The organism is Brevundimonas balnearis, from assembly GCF_042434805.1.
Lineage (GTDB): Bacteria > Pseudomonadota > Alphaproteobacteria > Caulobacterales > Caulobacteraceae > Brevundimonas > Brevundimonas balnearis.
Genome location: NZ_JBHLSW010000004.1, coordinates 261679 through 282629, shown reverse-complemented (window position 1 = coordinate 282629; position 20951 = coordinate 261679). Strand labels below are relative to the sequence as shown.

General features: G+C 72.6%; 22 protein-coding genes. 11 read left to right on the top strand and 11 right to left on the bottom strand.

Annotated elements, in window-relative coordinates:
• Entirely contained in the window at positions 1–1404 is a 1404-nt protein-coding gene (locus ACFFGE_RS07085; RefSeq protein WP_376835560.1) for a cytochrome P450, read from the bottom strand.
• Positions 1401–2543: a hypothetical protein gene (locus tag ACFFGE_RS07080; RefSeq protein ID WP_376835559.1), complete on the bottom strand. Its 1143-nt coding sequence runs from the start codon at positions 2541–2543 to the stop codon at positions 1401–1403. The genes ACFFGE_RS07085 and ACFFGE_RS07080 overlap by 4 nt, the downstream gene beginning before the upstream one ends.
• A 125-nt stretch (positions 2544–2668) precedes the next feature.
• Here ACFFGE_RS07080 and ACFFGE_RS07075 point away from each other — a divergent pair, with 125 nt between their 5' ends.
• Entirely contained in the window at positions 2669–3565 is an 897-nt protein-coding gene (locus tag ACFFGE_RS07075) for a hydrogen peroxide-inducible genes activator (protein WP_376835558.1), read from the top strand.
• Here ACFFGE_RS07075 and ACFFGE_RS07070 read toward each other — a convergent pair whose 3' ends face one another.
• Entirely contained in the window at positions 3566–4339 is a 774-nt protein-coding gene (locus ACFFGE_RS07070; RefSeq protein WP_376835557.1) for a potassium channel family protein, read from the bottom strand.
• 111 nt (positions 4340–4450) lie between these two features.
• Here ACFFGE_RS07070 and dapF point away from each other — a divergent pair, with 111 nt between their 5' ends.
• Both dapF and mtaB read left to right on the top strand, forming a co-directional pair.
• Complete coding sequence (gene dapF, locus ACFFGE_RS07065; protein ID WP_376835555.1) at positions 4451–5287, top strand: diaminopimelate epimerase; 837 nt, start codon at positions 4451–4453, stop codon at positions 5285–5287.
• Positions 5284–6507 carry a tRNA (N(6)-L-threonylcarbamoyladenosine(37)-C(2))-methylthiotransferase MtaB gene (gene mtaB / locus ACFFGE_RS07060; protein WP_376835554.1) on the top strand — a complete coding sequence of 408 codons (1224 nt, stop codon included), beginning with the start codon at positions 5284–5286 and terminating at the stop codon, positions 6505–6507. Before dapF ends, mtaB begins: the two co-directional genes overlap by 4 nt.
• Positions 6508–6523: 16 nt before the next feature.
• On the opposite strand, the gene ACFFGE_RS07055 is transcribed toward mtaB, so the two are convergent.
• The 3 genes from ACFFGE_RS07055 to rdgB are packed head-to-tail and all read right to left on the bottom strand — an operon-like array spanning position 6524 to position 8705.
• Positions 6524–6913 carry a DUF983 domain-containing protein gene (locus ACFFGE_RS07055; RefSeq protein ID WP_376835553.1) on the bottom strand — a complete coding sequence of 130 codons (390 nt, stop codon included), beginning with the start codon at positions 6911–6913 and terminating at the stop codon, positions 6524–6526.
• Positions 6914–6955: 42 nt separating this feature from the next.
• Positions 6956–8110, bottom strand: coding sequence for a radical SAM family heme chaperone HemW (gene hemW / locus ACFFGE_RS07050; RefSeq protein ID WP_376835551.1), 1155 nt, complete (start codon positions 8108–8110; stop codon positions 6956–6958).
• Complete coding sequence (gene rdgB, locus ACFFGE_RS07045; RefSeq protein WP_376835550.1) at positions 8103–8705, bottom strand: RdgB/HAM1 family non-canonical purine NTP pyrophosphatase; 603 nt, start codon at positions 8703–8705, stop codon at positions 8103–8105. The genes hemW and rdgB overlap by 8 nt, the downstream gene beginning before the upstream one ends.
• Before the next feature lie 428 nt (positions 8706–9133).
• Here rdgB and ACFFGE_RS07040 point away from each other — a divergent pair, with 428 nt between their 5' ends.
• Genes ACFFGE_RS07040 through ACFFGE_RS07030 form a run of 3 tightly spaced genes read left to right on the top strand, consistent with a single transcriptional unit; the run spans position 9134 to position 10517 of the window.
• Positions 9134–9721: a DUF2975 domain-containing protein gene (locus tag ACFFGE_RS07040; RefSeq protein ID WP_376835549.1), complete on the top strand. Its 588-nt coding sequence runs from the start codon at positions 9134–9136 to the stop codon at positions 9719–9721.
• A gap of 2 nt (positions 9722–9723) precedes the next feature.
• On the top strand, positions 9724–9978 hold the full coding sequence (locus tag ACFFGE_RS07035) for a helix-turn-helix domain-containing protein (protein ID WP_376835548.1): 255 nt from the start codon (positions 9724–9726) through the stop codon (positions 9976–9978).
• Entirely contained in the window at positions 9978–10517 is a 540-nt protein-coding gene (locus tag ACFFGE_RS07030; RefSeq protein ID WP_376835547.1) for a Smr/MutS family protein, read from the top strand. Before ACFFGE_RS07035 ends, ACFFGE_RS07030 begins: the two co-directional genes overlap by 1 nt.
• A 2-nt stretch (positions 10518–10519) precedes the next feature.
• Here the strand turns inward: ACFFGE_RS07030 and ACFFGE_RS07025 are convergent, their stop codons facing one another.
• Positions 10520–11536: an adenosine kinase gene (locus ACFFGE_RS07025; protein WP_376835545.1), complete on the bottom strand. Its 1017-nt coding sequence runs from the start codon at positions 11534–11536 to the stop codon at positions 10520–10522.
• A gap of 80 nt (positions 11537–11616) precedes the next feature.
• Between ACFFGE_RS07025 and ACFFGE_RS07020 the strand changes: the two genes are divergently transcribed.
• The gene (locus tag ACFFGE_RS07020; protein WP_376835544.1) at positions 11617–12483 is read left to right on the top strand and encodes an ATP-grasp domain-containing protein; all 867 of its coding nucleotides are present in this window, start codon (positions 11617–11619) and stop codon (positions 12481–12483) included.
• 147 nt (positions 12484–12630) lie between these two features.
• Here ACFFGE_RS07020 and nth read toward each other — a convergent pair whose 3' ends face one another.
• Positions 12631–13338: an endonuclease III gene (gene nth / locus ACFFGE_RS07015; protein ID WP_376835542.1), complete on the bottom strand. Its 708-nt coding sequence runs from the start codon at positions 13336–13338 to the stop codon at positions 12631–12633.
• Positions 13335–14567 carry a flavin monoamine oxidase family protein gene (locus ACFFGE_RS07010; RefSeq protein WP_376835541.1) on the bottom strand — a complete coding sequence of 411 codons (1233 nt, stop codon included), beginning with the start codon at positions 14565–14567 and terminating at the stop codon, positions 13335–13337. Before ACFFGE_RS07010 ends, nth begins: the two co-directional genes overlap by 4 nt.
• 95 nt (positions 14568–14662) lie before the next feature.
• Here ACFFGE_RS07010 and ACFFGE_RS07005 point away from each other — a divergent pair, with 95 nt between their 5' ends.
• Positions 14663–15430, top strand: a complete 768-nt coding sequence (locus tag ACFFGE_RS07005; RefSeq protein ID WP_376835540.1) for a creatininase family protein — start codon at positions 14663–14665, stop codon at positions 15428–15430.
• Positions 15431–15466: 36 nt separating this feature from the next.
• Positions 15467–15940 (top strand): phasin, encoded by a 474-nt coding sequence (locus tag ACFFGE_RS07000; protein WP_376835539.1) that lies wholly within the window; start codon positions 15467–15469, stop codon positions 15938–15940.
• A gap of 161 nt (positions 15941–16101) precedes the next feature.
• On the opposite strand, the gene ACFFGE_RS06995 is transcribed toward ACFFGE_RS07000, so the two are convergent.
• Complete coding sequence (locus ACFFGE_RS06995; RefSeq protein ID WP_376835538.1) at positions 16102–17382, bottom strand: RsmB/NOP family class I SAM-dependent RNA methyltransferase; 1281 nt, start codon at positions 17380–17382, stop codon at positions 16102–16104.
• A gap of 127 nt (positions 17383–17509) precedes the next feature.
• Positions 17510–19498 carry a potassium transporter Kup gene (locus tag ACFFGE_RS06990; protein WP_376835537.1) on the bottom strand — a complete coding sequence of 663 codons (1989 nt, stop codon included), beginning with the start codon at positions 19496–19498 and terminating at the stop codon, positions 17510–17512.
• A gap of 167 nt (positions 19499–19665) precedes the next feature.
• Here ACFFGE_RS06990 and ACFFGE_RS06985 point away from each other — a divergent pair, with 167 nt between their 5' ends.
• Entirely contained in the window at positions 19666–20136 is a 471-nt protein-coding gene (locus ACFFGE_RS06985; protein ID WP_376835536.1) for an Rrf2 family transcriptional regulator, read from the top strand.
• Positions 20133–20939 (top strand): SDR family NAD(P)-dependent oxidoreductase, encoded by an 807-nt coding sequence (locus ACFFGE_RS06980; protein WP_376835535.1) that lies wholly within the window; start codon positions 20133–20135, stop codon positions 20937–20939. Before ACFFGE_RS06985 ends, ACFFGE_RS06980 begins: the two co-directional genes overlap by 4 nt.
• Positions 20940–20951: the final 12 nt, after the last annotated feature.

The window sequence follows — 20951 nt, the reverse complement described above, 5'->3', positions numbered from 1 at the left end:
TCAGGGTGATACCGGGGTCAGCCGCACCGTGACGCCGTTGGCGGACCGCAGGGTGAGCTTGGCCACGGGCTCCGGCGGCGGCCAGGCCTCGTCCCGCGTCAGCTCGAAGCGGCCGAGGATCAGGGCCAGCATCAGCGTCGCCTCCTGCAGCGCGAAGGCGGCCCCCGGGCAGACCCGAGGGCCGAGGCTGAACGGCAGATAGGCCTGACGCACCGCCTCGCGGCCCTCGGGCGTGTCGAACCGGTCCGGATCGAAGGCGTCGGCGTTGGGCCAGACGCTGGACAGGCGGTGCAGGATCCAGGGGGCCACGAACAGGGGGTCGCCCGGCCGGGCCTGGTGGCGGCCCATGGGCTCGGGGCGGGCGCATTCCCGAACCACGGTGGTGACCGGCGGATAGAGCCTGAGCGCCTCTCGGAAGACGTCGCGCACCAGCCCGAGCCGCTTCATGTGCTCGAAGGCGATCGAGCCGCCGCCGACCACGGCCTTCACCTCGGCGCGGGCCCGCGCCTGGACGTCGGGCGCCTCCGCCAGGAGATAGAGGGCCCAGGCCAGGCCGCTGGCGGACGTCTCATGGCCGGCCAGAAAAAGCATGGAGACCTGGTCCAGAAGTTCGTCCGGCGAGAAGCCGGTTCCCGTCTCCGGATCGCGCGAGGCCATCAGGCTGGCGAGGATGTCGGTGGGCAGGTCCGGCTCCCCGGCCGCGACGCGGGCCAGCCGCCGGTCGAGCGGCCGCTTCAGCACCCGCCGCAGGCGCTTGCCGGCGCGCATGCGGGCCCAGGTTCCGGGCATCAGCCAGCCCGGCAGGCCCGACAGGCCGATCATGCCGTGGGCGTAGGCCAGGTCCTGGAAGGCCTCGAAGGCGGCGATCGCCTCGCGCGCCTCGGCTTCGGCGATGGGTTCGGAGAAGATGGTGCGGAAGATGACGTCGGCGGCGAAGACCGTCATGGCGTCGTCGACCCGGACGGCGCCGCCCGGACCGGCGCTTCGCTCCAGACCCTGAAGCGCGGTTTCGGCCGCCTCGCGCATGCGGGCGAAGCTCTCGCGCACCCGGGCCTGCTCGAGCGCGGGGTCCACCAGCCGACGCTGCCGGCGCCAGACCTCGCCGTTGGTGGTGAAGATGCTGTCGCCGGTCAGGGGCCGGAGCATCCAGCCCATCAGCTCGCCCTTGGGAAAGTCCCCGGCGCGGTTGACCAGGATGTCGCGGGCGCAGGCCGGGTCGCGCACCTGATAGACCCAGCGGCGACGGCCTCTCACCGACGGAACCGCCATGCGTCCGACCCCGGGGGCGGCGTAGGAGCCGCTCTGCAGCACCGCCAGGCTGGAGCGGGCGATCAGCCGGGCGCGCTTCAGCAGACCCGGCTTCTCGGGCAGGGGCGCGGGCTTCGGAGGGACGAACAGGCTCATCGAGCGGCCTCGGGCGGCGGGGCGATCAGGCGGCGGACGTCATAGACCTCCGGCCGGTCCGAAAGCCCGAGATACTGGAAGTGCAGCGCGCGGGGATCGCGGCGCAGCCGGGACATGCGGGCGGGGTCGAGGGCCTCGTGGAAGCGCGGGGATCGGGCCCGGACCCGGTCCTCCCCGGCCGCCTCGTGCGCGCTGAACCTCAGCGGGCCCCAGCGCCCGGCCGAGGCGCCGTCCGCCGGGGAGGTGACGTCCGTCCACGGAAGATCGGACGCCGTGAGCCGCGCCAGGTCCCGCCGCCAGCCCGCGTCGCCGCCGAGTAACGTGTAGACCGACAGGCAGTGGCCGAGCGTCACCAGGCGCGCCCGTCGCTCAAGGCCCGGCGATAGGGCGAGCGCCCGCGACACGGCCGCGGCCGCCATCAGGGTTCCGATGCTGTGGCCGACCACCAGCACCTCCTGATCCGGGGCGTCGCGCGCCACCTCGGCGATCCGGGCGGCGAGCGCGTCGAGCTTCGCCTCCCGGTCGGGCGGCATGTCCCTGAAGCGGGCCAGGGCGTCGAAGCACTGGCTGAGCCAGTCGAGGTCCAGCCGACCCTGGATCGCGCGCCGGAGCGGCGACCAGGCGAGCAGCGCCGCCAGACCGGTCAGGCCCCAGGCGGCGGACCCTCCGAGCCGGGTCGCGAGGGCGGCGATCGCCAGGACCGCCAGGGTCGTCACGGCGATCATCAGGGCGCCGTGCGACGCCGCGACGAGGGCCGGCAGCAGCATGGCCGCGAAGAGGGGCCGGTTGTCGCGCATCGCCCGGGCGACCACCCCGGCGCGCACATAGGCGGCCAGAAACCGCCACGGCAGGCCGGCGGCGCCCGGACCCCGCACCCAGTGCGCCCGGACCAGATCATCCCAGCGCAGCACCTCGACGCGGCTCTCGGCGCGGCCTTCGGGCCAGTCTACGGCGACGGTCCACGCCGCGCCCTGTCGCGGCCCGACCTCGAACAGGCCGGGCCGGGCCTCGGCGGCCATCAGGGCGTGATAGGGCGCCGGCCCCCGGGGATCGTAGCCGTGAACGAATAGCACGCGCCGCTCGACGACGCCGACCGTCCTCCACGCCTCAGCCCGCTCGCCCGTCGTGTTCGCGCGCACCCGATCCTCCCGACGGCGAGCGTAGGGGGAAGGGCGAGGCTTGGGCAATCCGCGATCGCGCCGTCGGAATAGGCCGGCTTGATGGGACTTGGTCTGAGGATAGGGCGGCCCTAAGTTGAGCGACGATGCTCCCCACCCTGCGCCAGCTTCAGTACCTCAAGCTCCTGGCCGAGCACGGCTCGTTCAGCCGCGCCGCCGACGCCGCCCACGTCAGCCAGCCCGCCCTGTCCTCGGGCGTGCAGGAGCTGGAGCGCATCCTTGGCGGTCCCGTGGTGGAGCGGACGCGGGGGCAGGTGCAGCTGACGGCGCTGGGCGCCGAGGCGGTGCGGCGCGCCGAGGACGTGCTGGCGCGGGTCGAGGACCTGGTCGAGGCGGTCCGCAACGCGGGTCGGCCGCTGTCCGGGCGGTTCCGGCTGGGGGTGATCCCCACGATCGCGCCCTTCCTGCTGCCCCAGACCCTGCCGCGGCTGCAGACCGCGCATCCGGCGCTGAAGCTGTTCATCCGCGAGGACCTGACCCCCCGTCTGGTGGCCGATCTCAAGTCCGGGCGGCTGGACGCGGCGGTCATCGCCCTGCCCTACGCCGCCACCGGGCTGGATCACGCCCGCATCGGCGACGACGAGATCCTGGCGGTCGCGCCGGAGGGCCACAGCCTGGCGAGCGGGCCGCCGCTGGGCCCGGACGCCTTCGCCGGCCAGGACCTGATCCTTCTGGAGGACGGCCACTGCCTCAGGGATCAGGCGCTGGCGGCCTTCAACCTCGACGCGCCGCGTGGAGAGGACGCCTTCGCGGCGACCAGCCTGCCGACGCTGGTGGAGATGATCAGCTCGGGTCTGGGCGTCTCGTTCCTGCCGGAGATGGCGGTGAAGGCGGGGCTCGCCGACCGGCCCGGCGTGGTGGTGCGGCGGCTGGCGGAGGCGGGGGCGGAGCCGCCGCGCCGCGAGATCGTGGTGGCCTGGCGCGCCGGCTCGAGCCGCGCCGACGAGGCCCGGCTCATGGCCCAGGCGCTGAAGCTGGACTGATCAGCGCCCGTCGTCGGGGATGCAGAGCTGTTCGCCGCAGGCCTTGCAGTGGACGGCGTCCGGGTCGTGCCGTTGCAGGCCGCAGGTGGGGCAGGCGTGAAACACCTTGTGCGGCCGCGTCAGGGTCTGGATCAGGTTGAAGAACAGCCCCACGCCGCCCAGCATCACGGCGATCGACACCAGCCGCCCCCAGACGCCCGGCAGGATGATGTCGCCGTAGCCCGTCGTGGTCAGGCTGGTGATGGTGAAGTAGAGGGCGTCGACATAGCCGCCGATGCCTTCGTACCGGCCGATGAAGCCCGTGTAGACGAAGCCGGTGACGACGAAGACGAAGACCACCAGCGCCACGGCCGAGCGCGTCACGTCCTCCACCCGCGTGTCGTCGTAGCGGTGGCCGACCGTCTTCCAGAAGAACTCGCTGTTCACCAGGGTCCACAGCCGAAGGACCCGCAGGAAGCCGAGGTTGAACAGCCAGGCGGGGAACAGCAGCGTGGCCAGGATGAACAGGTCGACCCAGACGATCGGTCGCTTGATCCAGTCCTTCAGGTCCGAATAGGCCAGCGCCCTGGCCGCCAGGTCGGCCGCCAGCAACGCGGCGATGGCGTAGTCGAGCGCGTAGAAGACCCAGCCCTCGGCCTTGAGGAAGGGGGCGGCGATGAAGAAGGCGATGATCGCCATGTCGATGGCCAGGACGGCGATGCGGAAGCGCACCGCCTGACGCGAGCCGCCGTGGTAGAGCGCCCGCAGCCGCGCCCGGATGCGCATGCGCTGCATGAAGCTCTCGCGCGGTTTGGCGGTGGGGGAGGGGCGCGCGGAGCCATGTGCCATGCGCCAGACTTAAGGCCCCATCTGCCGCGCGCCAAGCCGAGCCGCTATATGGGGCCGATGGCGACCCCCTATGTGAAGATGAACGGCCTCGGCAACGACTTCGCCGTGGTGCGCGTCGGGCGCGACTGGTCGCCGTCGGAGGCGCAGGTGCGCGCCTGGGCGGACCGGGCGTCCGGGATCGGCTTCGACCAGCTGATCGCCCTGTCCGAGGGCGACGGCGGGCCGTGGGTGCGGTTCTGGAACAGCGACGGCGGCGAGGTCTCGGCCTGCGGCAACGGCTCGCGCGCGGCAGCCTGGCTGATGATGGAGGCGACCGGAACCGACCGCGTGGGCTTCGGCACGCCGGCCGGGCCGCTGAGCGCCGAGCGCGCCGGCGATCGCCGGGTCACGGTGGACATGGGCGCGCCCCGCCTCAACTGGGATCGCATCCCCCTGGCCGAGGAGATGGACACCCGGGGCATCGAGCTGCAGGTCGGGCCGATCGACGATCCGGTGGTCCACACGCCGGGCGCCGTGTCGATGGGCAACCCGCACGTGGTCTTCTTCACCGATCGGCAGGACGACGCCTTCGTGCGCGGCACGGGCTCGCTGATCGAGCATCACCCCCTGTTCCCGGAAGGGGTCAACGTCGGTTTCGCGAACGTGCTGGGGCGGGACCGCATCCGCCTGCGGGTGTGGGAGCGGGGGGCGGGTCTGACGAAGGCCTGCGGCACCGGCGCCTGCGCGGCCCTGGTGGCGGCGGCGCGAAGGGGGCTGACCGATCGCGCGGCGACGCTTCAGCTGGACGGCGGCGAGCTGCGCATCGTCTGGGACGAGGCGACGGACCACGTCCTGATGACCGGCGGGGTCGAGGTCGAGGGAACCGGCGTCCTGCCCGAGACCAGCCCGGCGTGACGCTGGAGGTCGTCACCTTCGGCTGCCGGCTGAACGCGCTGGAAAGCGAGGCCATGCGCGACGTGGCGGGCGCAGCGGGTCTGACGGACGCGGTGCTGGTCAACACCTGCGCGGTGACGGCGGAAGCGGTGCGCCAGGCGCGCCAGGCGATCCGTCGCGCGGCGCGGGACCAGCCGGGGCGGCCCATCGTGGTGTCCGGCTGCGCGGTCCAGATCGCGCCCGAGGACTTCCGCGACCTGCCGGGCGTCGTGCGGCTGGTGGGCAACAACGACAAGGGGCGCGCCGAGGCCTATCGCGGCGAGGCGCGCGCCATGTCGGACGTCTTCGCCGAGGCGCGGCCGCCGGTTCCCGCCCGCCCGCTGACCGATCGGGTGCGCGCGCATCTGGCGGTCCAGACGGGCTGTGATCACCGCTGCACCTTCTGCGTCATCCCCTATGGCCGGGGGGCCAGCCGCTCGGTCCCGGCGGGCGAGGTGCTCCGCCAGGTGCGCGAGCTGGTCGCGAGCGGGGTGAGGGAGGTGGTGCTGACCGGCGTCGACCTGACCAGCTGGGGTCAGGACCTGCCCGGGCGGCCGCCGCTGGGACGGCTGGTGCGGCGGATCCTGAAAGGGGCGCCGGACCTGAAGCGCCTGCGCCTGTCCTCGATCGACGCGGCCGAGATCGACGCCGAACTGTTGGCCGCCTTCGCCGAGGAGGCGCGGCTGATGCCGTATCTGCATCTGTCGCTGCAGCACGGCGACGACCTGATCCTGAAGCGGATGAAGCGGCGCCACCTGCGCGCGGACGCCGCCGCCCTTGTCCAGCGGGTGCGCGCCGTCCGGCCCGACCTCGCCTTCGGGGCCGACCTGATCGCGGGGTTTCCGACGGAGGACGAGGCGGCGTTCGCGAACCTGCTGAGTCTGATCGACGATCTGGACCTCGCCTATGTGCACGCCTTCCCGTTCAGCCCCCGGCCGGGCACGCCGGCGGCGCGGATGCCGCAGGTCCCGCGCGAGGTGGTGAAGGCGCGGGCGGCGGAGATCCGGGACGCGGGCGCTCGAGCCCTGACCCGGCATCTGGAGCGCGGCGCGGGGCGCCTCGTGACCGCGCTGGTCGAACGGGGCGGGCGCGCGCGGGCGCCGGATCACACGGAGATCGACTGGACGGGCGAACCGGGGACGCTGGTCGAGCTGAGGCTGGTCGGCCACGACGGCCGCCGCGCGAGGGCGGAGATCGCCTGAGCCTCAGGGCTGAGCCTCAGGACTTGCCCGTGCTCTCCCACTCGGCTTCCGAGGCCCTGCGCACATACTGCTCGGCCACCATCCAGCCCTTGATCGGCGGCAGCACCGCCAGGCAGGCGAGGACGAGCAGCGGGAAGGTCACCACCATGTGCACCCACACCGGCGGGCGCACGGTGAACTCGAACGCCATGAAGGCCATCATCCCGAACAGGCCGACGAGGCTCATGCCGAAGAAGGCCGGGCCGTCGGCGGGATCGGCGAAGCCGTAGTCCAGGCCGCAGGCCGGACAGCGGTCGCGCATCTTGAGGAAGCCCTTGAGCACCGGCCCCTGACCGCAGCGCGGGCAGCGACGGCGCAGACCCACCAGAAGGGTGTTCTGTTTCGGATAGTCCGGGGTCTGGGCCATGCCGGTCAGATGCGCCCGTTCCGGCGGGGGCGCAAGCGCCGATCAGACCAGCAGGCGTTTCAGGATCGCGTCCAGCACCGGCCGACCGGCGGCGGTCGCGGCGACCCGCCCCTCGGCAAGATGAACCAGGCCCATGTCCATGAGCTCGGCGAGCGGCCCCTGGGCGGGATCGAGACCCAGCCCCGTCAGCCCCGCGAGCGGCGCGCCCTCGGCGGTGCGCAGGCTCAGCAGCAGCCGCTCCTCAAGCGCGGCCCGATCGTCGAGCGCGGCGGCCTCGGCCCAGGGCGCTCGCGCCGACACGCCCGCGACATAGTCGCCGACCCGGCGGTGGGCGACGGTGGCCGTGCGCCGGCCGTCCAGCGTCAGCCGCCCGTGCGCCCCCGGGCCCAGGCCCAGATAGTCGCCGCCGCGCCAGACATGCAGGTTGTGCCGCGAGCGGTCGGCCGGGGTCCGGGCGTGGTTGGACACCTCATACGCGTCGAAGCCGTGGGCGGTCAGCACGGCCTGCGTCGCGTCATACAGATCGGCGGCGGCGTCCTCGTCGGGCGGGATCAGCGCGCCGCGTTCGAAGGCCCGGCCGAAGGCGGTCCTCTGCTCGATGGTCAGCTGATAGGGCGAGACATGCCCCGCGCCGAGCGCCAGCGCGCGAGCCAGCTCCGCCTCCCAGGCCGCGACCGTCTGGCCCGGCCGGGCGTAGATCAGGTCGATCGAGACGCGCGGGAAGAGGTCGAGCGCCGTCGCCAGGGCGTGGAGGCCGGTCGCCGCGTCGTGATTGCGGCCGAGGAACCGCAGCGCCTCGTCCTGTAGCGACTGCAGCCCCAGCGAAAGCCGCTCGACGCCGGCGGAGCGGAGGCCCGCCATTCGCTCCGCCGACACGTCGTCGGGATTGGCCTCCAGCGCGACCTCCAGATCGTCGGCGGGGCTGAACCGCGTCGTCGCCGCGTCGATGATCCGCGCGACGGCGTTCGGCGGCATCAGCGAGGGCGTGCCGCCGCCGAAGAAGACGGAGGCCAGGGGGCGGGGCCCCAGGCGCGCCGCTTGGGCGTTCAGGTCGCTGACGATGCCCTCGACGAGGGCCGCCTGCTCGGCTTGGCCCCGGTCGCGCACGACGTTGAAGTCGCAGTAGGGGCAGATGCGCCGGCAGTAGGGCCAGTGGATGTAGATGGCGACCGCGTCCGGCCGGTCCGGCTCAGTCAAACAGCGCCGCCTTGAGCTTTTCGAAGGCCCGGGCGCGGTGGCTCATGGCGTCCTTCCTGACCGGGTCCATCTCGCCGAAGGTCTCGGTCTCGCCCTCGGCGATGAAAATGGGGTCGTAGCCGAAGCCCCGGTCGCCGCGCGGCGGGAAGCTGACCCGGCCGTGGACCTGGCCCTCGACCACGACGGCGGGCCCGCCCGGCCAGGCGACCGCGAGCGCCGAGGTGAACCAGGCGGAGAAGTCGCGCGCGCCGACCTCCTCCAGCCGGTCCTCGACCTTTCTCATGGCCAGGGCGAAGTCGCGGTCCGGCCCGGCCCAGCGGGCGGAGAAGATGCCGGGCGCCCCCTCCAGGGCCGCCACCGACAGGCCGCTGTCGTCCGCCAGGGCCGGCAGGCCGGAGCGTTCGGCCGCGTGACGCGCCTTCAAGAGCGCGTTGCCGACGAAGGTGCTCTCGGTCTCGTCCGGCTCGGGCACGCGGGCCTCGGCGGCCGAGACGACGTCGAAACGGCCGTCGAGCAGGGCGGCGATCTCGCGCGCCTTGCCGGCGTTGTGGGTGGCGGCGACCAGGCGGGTTCCGGCGGGCAGGATCAGGGGCATGGGCGACCCTTACGATCTCGTCATTGATTGCGAAAGTTTCATCTCGTTAAACGATATGTAACGTGCATTGCAAGGTAGCGACGGCTATTGCTCTGTTCATGGAAACGGACGCCGCGCCTTTCCAGGTCGGAGCCGGGAACGGCAACGATCTTCCAGCGGAGACAATAAACCGGGCGAAGATCGCCCAAGACGGAGACGAGACCATGCAAGCCCTGAGCACCACCTACCTGATCGAACGTATCGGCCACGGCATCCTGAACACCTTCCTGCTCGCCGCCATCCCGGCCGCGATGATCGCGACCCTGGTCCAGGCGTTCTGATCGCCTTTGACGTTCGCCATGAAGATCGCGAAAAGTGACGCCGCGCGCGGGCCGGCCGGACCCGCCGCGGCGCTGTCGCCGATCTTCCCGGCCTGAGAGGCCGAGAATTTGCGCCCGCCGCGCCTCACCAGACTGACCCTGCCGCGTCCATGGGGCAGCGCCGCGCTCAGGACCCTGGGCCCGGGTTCGGTGTCGAGCCTGCTGAAGGTCGGACTGGACGTGGCCTATGTGCTGCTGTGGGCCATCCTGGCCATCCTGATCCTGGCGTTCGTCGCCGCCGTCTTCATCCCGCTGGACAATCTGACCGTCACCGTCGACGACGCCGCGGGCGGCCGCGAACTGCCGCTGGAGCGCGCCATCCTGCTGTTCGCGGTGGGCTCTTTCTGCGCCTATTTCGGCGCCTTCGCCCTGATCGTCGGCCGTTTGCGCGCGATTTTCCGCACCCTGACCCAGGGCGACCCCTTCCATCCCGAGAACATCAGCCGTCTGCGCCAGATCGGGCTGATCCTGGCCGTGGTGACCGGCGGCGTCTGGCTGTGGCAGATCTGGGCCGCGCGGCTGGCCCCGGGCGCCATGGAGCCGCAGGGCGTGGGCGAGCTTCTGACGCCCATCTTTTCCGTGCTGGTGGTCTTCGTGCTAGCGGAGGTGTTCCGCGAGGGCGCGCGCCTGCGCCGCGAAGCCGAACTGACGATCTGACCATGGCCATCCGCGTCCAGCTCGACCGCCTGCTCGTGGAGCGCCGCATGTCGCTGACCGAGCTCGCCGACCGCGTCGGGGTGACCGTGGCCAATCTGTCGATCCTCAAGAACGGCCGGGCGCGGGCCGTGCGGTTCTCGACGCTGGACGCCATCTGCCGGGAGCTGGACTGCCAGCCCGGCGACCTGCTGGCCCATGCGCCCGGTCCGATGGACTATGGCGCGGAGGACGGAGCCGCCGACGACGCGGCCGCCTGATGGCTCGGCCGCCCCGCGAGCCGGGACAGGACCCTGAGGACCGACGGCTGTGGGCCCGCGTCGCCCGCACGGTGACGCCCGCCAAGGGGCGCGCGCGACCCGAAGCGCCGCCCGAGCCGGCCGCCACCCCGGCCAGGACGGCGCCGCCCCCCCGCCGCCCGGCGGTCGCCCCGCCGGGGCCCGCCGTCAAAGCGGCCCCGGCGCCACCCTCTCGCGCGACGCCTGACGTGCTCGAGCCGCGCCGTCAGCGCCGGCTGGCCCGCGAGCGTGATCCGATCGAGGCGACGATCGACCTGCACGGCTTCGGCCGGTTCCAGGCCGAGGACGAGCTGGTGGCCTTCCTGAGCCGGTCCCAGGCGCGGGGCCTGCGCGCGGTGCTGGTCATCACCGGGCAGGGCCGACGCGGCGGCGGCGTCATCCGCGCCTCCGCCGCCGAATGGCTGCAGGGGCCGAGGCTGAGGGGCGTGGTGTCCGGCTTCTCGTCGGCCCACCGCCGCCACGGCGGCGACGGCGCCTTCTATGTGACGCTGAGACGATAGGGTCAGGCCAGCGTCAGGCCGCGGCCTTCCGCCAGGGCCTTCAGCGGCGTCATCGGACGCGGCCCCCAGTGGGCGATGACCTCGGCGGCGGCCAGCGAGCCGAGCCTGCCCGCGTCCTCCAGCGACAGCCCGCGCGCCAGGCCCAGCAGCAGGCCCGCCGCGTACTGGTCTCCGGCCCCCGTCGTATCAACGACCTTGGCGACCGGATCGGCGGCGACGACCGCGCGCTCGCCGCCCCGGATGACGAGGGACCCCTCGGCGCCGCGCGTGATCCCCGCCACCTCGACCCGCTCCGCCAGCAGCCCGGCGGCGTGGTCGAAGTCCTCGTGCTCGAACAGGGCCGTCAGCTCGCCCTCGTTGGCCAGGACGATGTCGGCGGAGCGTTCGATGAAGTCGAGCAGCTCGGCGCGCCAGCGGGCGACGACGAAGGTGTCCGACAGGGTGATGGCGACCTTGCGACCCGCGTCGTGCGCGGCCTTCGCCGCCGCCTCGAAGGCGGCGCGGGCGGGGGCGGGATCGAACAGGTAACCTTCCAGATAGACGATCTCCGACGTCGCGATCCGCTCGGCGTCGATGTCCCCGACCGTCAGCTGGTTGGCGGCGCCCAGGAAGGTGCACATGGTGCGCTGGCCGTCCGGCGTGACGTTGATCAGGCAGCGCCCGGTGCCGAAGCCGCGATCCGCGCCGCCGACAAGGGGCGCGGTGTCGAAGGCCACGCCCGCGGCGCGGATGTCGTGGGTGAAGACCTGGCCCAGCTGATCGTCCGCCACCTTGCCGATATAGGCCGCGCGGCCGCCCAGCGAGCCGACTCCGGCCACGGTGTTTCCGGCCGAGCCGCCCGAGGCCTCCACGCCCGCGGCCATGGCGTCGTAGAGTGCCGCGCTCTGGTCGGCGTCCACCAGCTGCATCGAGCCGGGCGTCAGGCCCTGGCCCTCGAGGAAGGCGGGCTCACAAGGGGCGAGGACGTCGACGATGGCGTTGCCGACGGCGCAGACGTCGAAGAGGGCGGGCTTTGTCATGGACGCGGCTTAGCGGGCGCGGCGACGCAGCGCCAGTGCGGGACGCGACAAGGCGCGCCGGTGCGGCTAGAGGGCGGGTCATGACCGAGATCGCCGTCCTGACGCCCGACCCCGCCGACCTGTCCTACGCCTCGCACTGGCCGGGGGTGCTGGAGCGTCTGGGCGCGGCGCTGGAGGGGGTGGGCGTCTCGGCGACGCCGCTGCCCTGGACCGGGCAGATCGAGGATGCATCACGGCTGAAGGCCTTCCCGCTGGTCCTGCCGGTGGTGGTCTGGGGGTATCATCGCGACCACGCGCGCTGGATCGCGGCCTGCGAGGCCTGGGCGGCGGCGGGCGCGCCGCTGGCCAATCCGGCGTCGGTGCTGCGCTGGAACTCCGACAAGAGCTACCTCGGGCGGCTGGCCGAGCGCGGCGTGCCGATCCCCGAGACGATCTGGCTCGACCGGCCGACGGTCGCCGACGTCGAGGCCGCGCTGGATCGCTTCGGCGAGGTGGTGGTCAAGCCGGTGGTGTCGGGCGGCGCGTGGCGCACCCAGCGGATCCGGGCGGGCGACGTCGTCGCCGACCTGCCCGAGGCGCCGTCGATGATCCAGCCGTTCCTGCCGGCCATCGAGGCGGAGGGCGAGCTGTCGCTGCTCTATTTCGGCGGACGTCTGAGCCACGCGGTGAGAAAGACCGCCGCGCCGGGCGACTTTCGCATCCAGGTGCAGTTCGGGGGCCGCTACGACCCGGAGCCCGCCCCGCCCGAGGCCGCGCTGCGGGTCGCCGGGACCGCGCTCGCCGCCGTGGACGAGCCCTTGCTCTACGCCCGCGTGGACATGGTGCGCGACCCCCGGGGCGGCTGGCGGCTGATGGAGCTGGAGCTGATCGAGCCCGACTTCTACCTGTCCTGCGATCCCCGAGGCGGGGCCGGGTTCGCCGAGGCGGTCAGGGCGCGGTTGAGCTGACCTTTCCTCTCCCATAGCGGAGCGTATGGGGGAGGGGGACCATGCGCAGCATGGTTGAGGGGGCGAGTTCAAGCGCCGGCGCCTGGGGTCGCCCCCTCCACCGCTTCGCGGTCCCCCTCCCCCGCTGAGCGGGGGAGGAAAATGATGCTAGCCGCCCAGCTCAACCCTGGACGGGCACAGCTCGGAGATCACGCAGGCGGCGCACTTCGGTTTTCGCGCCACGCAGGTGTAGCGGCCGTGCAGGATCAGCCAGTGGTGGGCCTTGGGCAGATAGGCCGGGGGCACCACCTGGTGCAGCTGGTCCTCGACCTTGTCGGGCGTGTTGCCGGTGACGAGCTTCAGCCGGTGCGAGACACGGAACACGTGGGTGTCCACCGCGATGGCGGGCTCGATGCCCAGCTCGTTCAGCACGACGCTGGCGGTCTTGCGGCCGACGCCGGGGAGCGCCTGAAGGTCCGCGCGGTTGAGCGGCACCACGCCGCCGTGGACCTCGAGCACCCGGCGGGACAGGGCGATGACGTTCTTCGCCTTGTTTCGATAGAGCCCGATCGAGCTGATGAAGGGGATCAGGCCCGCTTCGCCCAGCGCCAGCATCTTCTCGGGCGTGTCCGCGACCTTGAAGAGCTTGTCGGTCGCCTTGTTGACCGACACGTCGGTCGCCTGGGCGGACAGGGCGACGGCGACGACGAGGGTGAAGGGGTCCTGAAAGGTCAGCTCGGTCTTCGGCTCGGGCATGACGCGGGCCAGGCGCTCGAAGATGGCCTCGACCCGGTCGGGGTCGGGCGGAAAGCCGGGGATGCGGCGGGGCCGCTTGGCCGCCGTCTTCGCCGTCGCCTTGGCGGGCGGCCGGCTCATGCCGCGACGGCCTGAAGCGCGAGATCCGCCGCGCGCCCGCCCTCCATCCAGGCGCCGTGGGCGGTCCCGTAGAAGCGGGTGCAGGTCGCCTCCCCCGCCAGGAAGATGCGGTCCTCGACCGGGGCCCGCAGCCGCGCGCGGTCGCCCGCGTGGCCGGGGCGGGCGTAGGAATAGGCCCCGCGCGACCAGGGGTCGGCCCCCCACATCGAGGTCGACAGGGGCGTCAGGCGCTTCCTCATGCCCGACCCCAGCAGCGACACCAGCTCGTCCACGGCGAAGGCGTGAAACGCGGCCTCGCCCTCCGCCTCCAGGCCCCAAGCCAGGGGGCCGCCGAAATAGGCCTCGATCATGCCCCGCCCGAACGGCCTGAGGTGATAGCCGGCGGTGTCGGCGCTGTCGGCGCGGCCCCACAGCTGGCTGTCCTTAGGGAAATCCTCCGCGCCCGTGACCGCCATGTGGTGCTTGGCGGCCAGGCCGAGAGGCACGCCGTGGGCGGCCTCGACCAGGTCGGGCAGGGGCGGATCGAAGCGGATCGCCTCCTCGGCGATCAGCCGGGTCGGGACGGTCACGATCACGGCCCGGGCCGAGACCGCGCCCGAGGGCGTCTCCAGCACCAGGCGCGACCCTGTCCGGTCGACCCGTGTCACCGGCCGGTCGAGCGCGATCGGCAGGCCTTCGGCCAGCGCGGCGAACAGGGCGCCGTAGCCGGCGGGGACCCGCCAGTTCACGCCGGAGTCCTCGTAGCCCGCGTAGTCCTGGGCCGAGACCTCGCCGAAGCGGGCGCCGTTCAGGGCGCCGGAGACCGCGTCCATGCGGGCGTTCCAGCGGCCGTCGGGATCGAACAGGTCGGACGCCGGTCGATCCGGCCCGTCCTTCGCGGCCGCCTCCACCCGCTGGTCGAAGGCGTCGAAGGCGGCGCGGAAATCGGCGCGCTCCTCCGGCGTCATGCCCAGGTTGAAGGCCTGCTGGTCCCAGGGGGGCGGCGTCCGGTCGATCTCGAAGCCGATCCGCTCGGCCAGCGGCGACAGCGGGTTCTCATCGGCGGAATGCAGCCAGCCGGCCCCGACGTCGATCGCGACGCCGCCACGGATGATCGTGTGGGCGCGCCCGCCGACGCGGGGGCGGGCTTCCAGAACGATGACGTCGGCCTTGGCGGCGATCAGCCGCCGCGCCGCGGCGATGCCCGCAGGGCCCGCTCCGATGACCGCGATGTCGACCTCGTCCGTCATGTCCTGCTTCAAGCCCGCGCCCGCGCGCTCCGCAAGCCTTTCCCCGCGACGCCGAACGGCCTTAAGGACGCAAGCAGCAGTTCCGGAGTTCCCTCATGCTGATCCATCTGTCGTCCTGGCCCGAGATCGACGCGCGGCTGAAGTCCGACCATCCGCTGGCGCGCGCCGTCGTGGTGCCGATCGGCTCGAACGAGCAGCACGGGCCCACGGGCCTGCTCGGCACCGACTGGCTGTGCCCGGAGATCATCGCCCACGCGGCCGAGGCCTCGGACGACAGCCTGACCGTCGCGCCCACCTTCAACATCGGCATGGCCCAGCATCACCTGGCGTTCGCGGGCACCATCAGCCTGCGCCCCTCGACCTTCATGGCGGCGATCTCGGACTGGATCTCGTCGCTGGCGCGGCACGGGTTCGAGCATATCTACTTCCTGAACGGCCACGGCGGGAACGTCGCGACGATCGAGGCGACCTTCTCGGAGGTCTGGGCCGAGTGGTCGTTCGCGGAGGCCCGGCCGCAGATGACGATGAAGCTGAGGAACTGGTGGGACCTGCCGGGCGTCACGGGCCTGTGCAACCGATTGTTCCCGACGGGCCACGGCATGCACGCCACGCCGTCGGAGATCGCGGTGACCCAGGCCGCCTATCCCGAGCGGGTCAAGACCGCCGCCTACGCGCCGCAGATCGCGCCGGTCGGCCCCATCCGCGACGCGCTGGATTACCGCGACCGCTTTCCGGACGGCCGCATCGGATCGGACCCCGCGCAGGCGAGTCCGGCGAAGGGCCGGGAGATCATCGATCTGGCGGCGCCGGCGCTGATCAAGGACCTGCACGCCTTCGCCGCCGAGCCCTTGCCGCAGGACTGAAAGGGGCCCATCGTCCGCCTCATGACGAAAGGAGATGTGCGTCGCGCCCAAAGGGCCGCCCAGACGGCCGCGGCGACGGCGGTGGCGCAGGGCCAGATGATGAAGGCGGCGGGCGACGTGGTCGCCGCGCGGCTGGAGATCCTGGCCGCCGGGATGGCCGACCCCCGGCGCGTCGATCTGCCGGAAATGGCCCGCATGAGCCTGGAGAAGGTCGAAGCCGGCGCCCTGGCCGCCGCCGGCGCGTCGGGCAAGCTGGGCGAGGCGGCGACGCGCGCCGGCGCCTCGGCGCTGAACGAGGCGCGGCTGGCGGGCGAGGCGATGACCCGGGCCGCCAGCGCGCGCAATCCCATGGACGCGGGTCTGACCCTGATGAGCTACGGCATGGGCTGGTGGGGCCGCGCCGCCGGCGAGGCGCTGAGGCTCAACGCCACCCTGCTGGAGGCCCAGGCCGAGGCGCTGAAGCCGATCCACCGGGCCGCCACCGACAACGCGAGGCGGTTGAGGCGGTAGAGCCGAAGTCCTTCTCCCCTCGCGGGAGAAGGTGGCATGCGGAGCATGACGGATGAGGGGGATGCAGCCGCCCGCTCATCGTCTGACGGCTTGCCGGTTGAACGAGCCCCCTCATCCGAGCGCCTCCGGCGCCCACCTTCTCCCACGAGGGGAGAAGGGTTCTATAGCGCCCGCTCGAACGCCGCGATGAAAAAGCCGTCCAGGCCGCCCTGGTCCGCCCACATGGACGGCAGAAGCCGGAGCCACCCCTCGGGGGTCGACGACTCGCCGGGCGCGCCCACGGCGGCGGGGTCGAGCGGGAGGGTGCGGAAGCCGGGCGTGCGGCGCAGGAAGGCGATGGCCTGGGTCTCGCCCTCCTCGCGCTCCAGCGAGCAGACGCAGTAGACCAGCCGCCCGCCGGGCCCGACGCGCGCCGCGGCCACGTCCAGCAGCCGATGCTGCACGTCGGCCAGCTTGGCCACGTCGGCGGGGCGGGTGGCGCGCAGCACCTCGGGGTTGCGCCGATAGGTGCCCGTGGCGGTGCAGGGGGCGTCGAGCAGCACCGCGTCGAAGGTGCGGCCGTCCTGCCAGTCCTCGGCCGGGACCGCGACCACCTCGGCCTCAAGGCCCGCGCGGGCGAAGTTCTCCGACAGGCGCTTCAGGCGCGGGGCGGAGCGGTCCAGCGCCGTGACGGCCGCGCCCGTCGCCGCCAGCTGCAGGGTCTTGCCGCCCGGCGCGGCGCAGAGGTCGAGCGCGGTCGCGCCGGGCTTCACCGCCAGCGCCCGGGCCGGGATCGCGGCGGCGGCGTCCTGAACCCACCAGTCGCCGGCGTCGAAGCCCGGCCAGGTGGCGATGTCGCCCTTCAGGCCGCTGCGGACCGTGCCGCCGGGCAGCACGCGCCCCTCGACCGAGGCGGCGAGCGCCGCCAGGTCCACGCCGGGCTTGGCGGACAGGTCGGTGGCGGGCTCCACACGCGTGGCTTCGGCCAGGCCGGCGAAGGCCTTCTCGCCATAGGCGGCCTTCCAGCGCGCGGCGATCCAGTCGGGCAGGTTGCGCTCCGCCGAGGCGGCGCCGGGCCCGTCGCGCCCGACCCCGCGCAGCACGGCGTTGACCAGGGCCTTGTAGGGGCGGGTCTTGGCGTCCCGCTCGGCCAGCTTCACCGCGGTCGAGACGGCGGCGAAGTCCGGCGTGTCCAGATAGAGCATCTGCGCCAGACCGATGCGCAGCAGGGTGCGGACCGGCGCGGGCGGGGCGGTCTTCAGGCGGCGGTCCAGGATCTGGTCGAGTTCACCCAGGCGCCGCAGGGCCGCCATGGCCAGCGCGCGGGCGAAGGCCCGATCGGCGGGCGACAGGGCGGCCACCTCGCGAAAGCGCAGCGCCTCGTCCAGTCCGCCGCGCTTCTCCAGCGCGGCGTTCAGCAGCACGCCCGCGGCGATGCGGGCTTCGACGCCGGGGTCGTTCAAGTCAGGGCCTTTCTCGGCGCGGGCGGGGAGCAGGGGTGAAGAGTGAACGGTGCTCGTGAGCGAGAGGTGAGCCGTGCGTGGCGCTGCATTCGCTCACCCCTTGCTCACTGGCACTCTTCACCCACCGTCAAACCGACACCTGGGTGCCGAGCTCCACCACGCGGCCGGGCGGGATGCGGAAGAAGTCGGTCGGGTTGGCGGCGTTGCGCATCAGGAAGATGAACAGTCGGTCCTGCCACAGGGGCATGCCCTGCTGGGCCGACGGGATCACCGAGCGGCGGCCGAGGAAGAAGCTGGTCGCCATGATGTCGAACTTCAGGCCCTGCTTCCGGCACACCCCCAGCGCCTTGGGCACGTTCGGCGTCTCCATGAAGCCGTAGGAGATGGTCAGGCGCTTGAAGTCCTCGTTGATCGGCTCGATCACGACGCGGTCGGCCTCGCGCACGCGCGGCTGGTCCAGGGTGCGCACCGTCAGGATGACGTTCTTCTCGTGCAGCACCTTGTTGTGCTTGAGGTTGTGCATCAGCGCGACCGGCGCGACGTCGGGGTCCGACGTCAGGAAGATGGCGGTGCCCGGCGCCCGGTGCGGCGGGCGGGCGCGCAGCATCTCGATCAGGTCGTTGAGCGGAAGGCTGTCCTTGCGGGTCTTGGCGGTCAGGATCTGGGTGCCGCGCACCCAGGTCCACATGAGCAGGAGCAGGCCGACGCCCAGCACCAGCGGGAACCAGGCTCCCTGCGGGATCTTCAGCAGGTTCGAGGTCATGAACACCAGGTCGATGAGCACGAATGGCGTCATGGCCACGATGGCGACCGGCGTCCGCCATTTCCACAGGTGCCTGATGACGAACCAGGCCAGCAGGCTGTCGACGAACATCGCCCCGGTGACCGCGATGCCGTAGGCGGCCGCGAGGTTCGACGAGGTCTGGAACAGGGCCAGCAGGAACAGCACGCCGACCATCAGGGCAGAGTTGACCGAGGGCACGTAGATCTGGCCGGCCTGGCTCTCGGAGGTGTTCCTGATGTCCAGGCGCGGCAGCAGGCCCAGCTGCACCGCCTGTTGCGTCACCGAGAAGGCGCCGGTGATCACGGCCTGGGAGGCGATGACCGTGGCCATGGTCGCCAGGCCGAAGACGGGCCAGTAGGCGATCTCGGGGATCATGGACCAGAAGGGGTCCAGACGGGTCTCGGGTTCGGCCAGCACAAGCGCCCCCTGCCCGAAATAGTTCAGCGTCAGGCACGGCAGGACGATGAACAGCCATCCCGCCCGGATCGGCGCCTTGCCGAAATGGCCCATGTCCGCATAGAGCGCCTCGGCCCCCGTCACGGCCAGGAACACGCTGCCCAGGATGACGAAGCCCAGGAATCCGTTGTCGATCAGGAAGGCGACGCCGTACCAGGGCGACAGGGCCCTGAGGATCGAGATGTCGTCGAAGATGTGATAGAGGCCCAGGCCCGCGAGGGTCAGGAACCACAGGGTGGTCAGGGGCCCGAACAGCTTGGCCACGCTGCCGGTGCCGCGAGCCTGGACCAGGAACAGGCCGATCAGGATGCCCGCCGCGATCGGCAGGATGAACGGGTCGAAGGTCGAACCGACGCCGGGCGCCTTGCCCAGGCCCTCCACCGCCGACAGCACCGACACCGCCGGCGTGATGATGCCGTCGCCGTAGAACAGGGCCGCGCCGCAGACGCCCAGGAGGAAGATCACCGCCGAGCGGCGGCCGACCGCGTGCTGGGCCAGCGCCATGAGGGCGAGCGTGCCGCCCTCGCCCTTGTTGTCGGCGCGCATGAGGAAGGTGACGTACTTGATCGTCACCACCAGGATCAGGGCCCAGAACACCAGCGACACGACGCCCAGCACCGCCAGCTCGGCCGCGCCGCCGGAGCGGGAGTGGGCCAGGGCCTCGCGCATGGCGTAGAGCGGGCTGGTGCCGATGTCGCCGAAGACGACGCCGATGGCGCCGATCATCAGGGCCCAGAAGCCGCTGCGGCCGTGACCGCCCTCGCCGGCGGCGGCGGGGTGCGGGTGCTCCGGCCCGATCTCGGCGCCGGCCCTGGGATCGGTGTTGGAAGGCGCGGCGGCGCTGTTCTGGCCGTCGCGGGGGGCGGCCCCGACCATGCACATCCTCCGGGCCCGGGGAGGGGGCCCAAAACAGCGGCGAGCCTTTAGGCGCTTTCCCCCCGCGGTTCAATCGCGCCCATGACGATTTTGTTGCGGCGCACAGCGGCGGTGGCGGGGCCGTTTGGCGGAACGGCCGCAAGCGCCTATCTTTCCATGCGAAAGCCATGTCCGACAGCCAAAGATTCCCCGTCGCCGCCCACGCCCTGGCCTATCTGGCCCACAAGGGCGCCTATGCGGCCGCCGATGCGGTGCCCAGCGGCGTGCTGGCGGCCTCGGTGCCGACGAACCCCGTGGTGGTGCGCCGGGTCACCGCCATGTTGTCGCGGGCCGGCCTGATCGGGACGCGCGCGGGGGCCTCGGGCGGCGCCTGGCTGCTCAGGCGGCCCGAGGCGATCACCCTGGACGAGGTGCTGAAGGCGGTGAACGGCTGCGCCCACCTGGGCTCGCCGCCGGCAGGCGCCGCGGGCTGTCCGGTCGGGCAGCACATCCCAAGGCAGGTGGCCAAGGCGCTGGTCGCCGCCGACGAGGCTGCCGCCGCGGCGCTCGGCAAGATCACCGTCGCGGACCTGCTGGCCGACGATCCGGCGTCGCTCAGGGGCCTGATCCTGCCCCGGCCGGTCGTCGTCGCGGCGTGAGCGCGCCCGCGCGCCGGTCGGTGCTGATCACCGGCGCCTCGGCCGGGATCGGCGAGGCTTTCGCCCGCGCCTATGCCCGTCGCGGCTGGGACCTCATCCTGACCGCACGCCGCCGAGAGCGTCTTGAGGCCCTGGCGGACGTGCTGACGCCGTCGGGCGTGAAGGCGCATGTCGTTCCGGCCGACCTGGGCGCCGACGACGGGGCGGATCGCCTGCTGGCGGCCTTGCGGAGCCAGGGCCTGTCGCCCGACGGGCTGGTCAACAACGCGGGCTACAGCCGCACCTCGGGCTTCCTGGCGTCGGAATGGGCCGATCATGACGCCATGATCCGGGTCATGCTGACCGCGCCGGTCAAGCTGGCGCACGGGCTGGCGCCGGCGATGGTCGAGCGCGGCTACGGCCGGATCGTCAATGTGGCGTCGCTGGCGGGGACCATGCCCGCGACCGGGGGCGACACCCTGTACGGCCCCATCAAGAGTTTCCTGATCAAGGCGTCGCAGGGTCTGCACCTGGAGCTGAGGGATCGCGGCGTGCACGTGACCGCCCTGTGCCCCGGCTACACCTACAGCGAGTTCCACGACGTCAACGGCTCCCGCGAGGAGGTGTCCGCCGCCTATCCCCGCTGGATGTGGATGACCGCCGAGGCCGTGGTCGAGGCGGGGATCGAGGGCGTGGAGGCGAACCGGCCGCGGGTCATTCCGGGGCTGGCCAATCGCCTGCTGTCGGGTCTGGCCCAGCATCTGCCGAACGGCATGGCGCTGAGGATGGTCGGCGGCCACGCCCGCCGCCTGAAGCGTCTATGAGAAGCGAGCGGG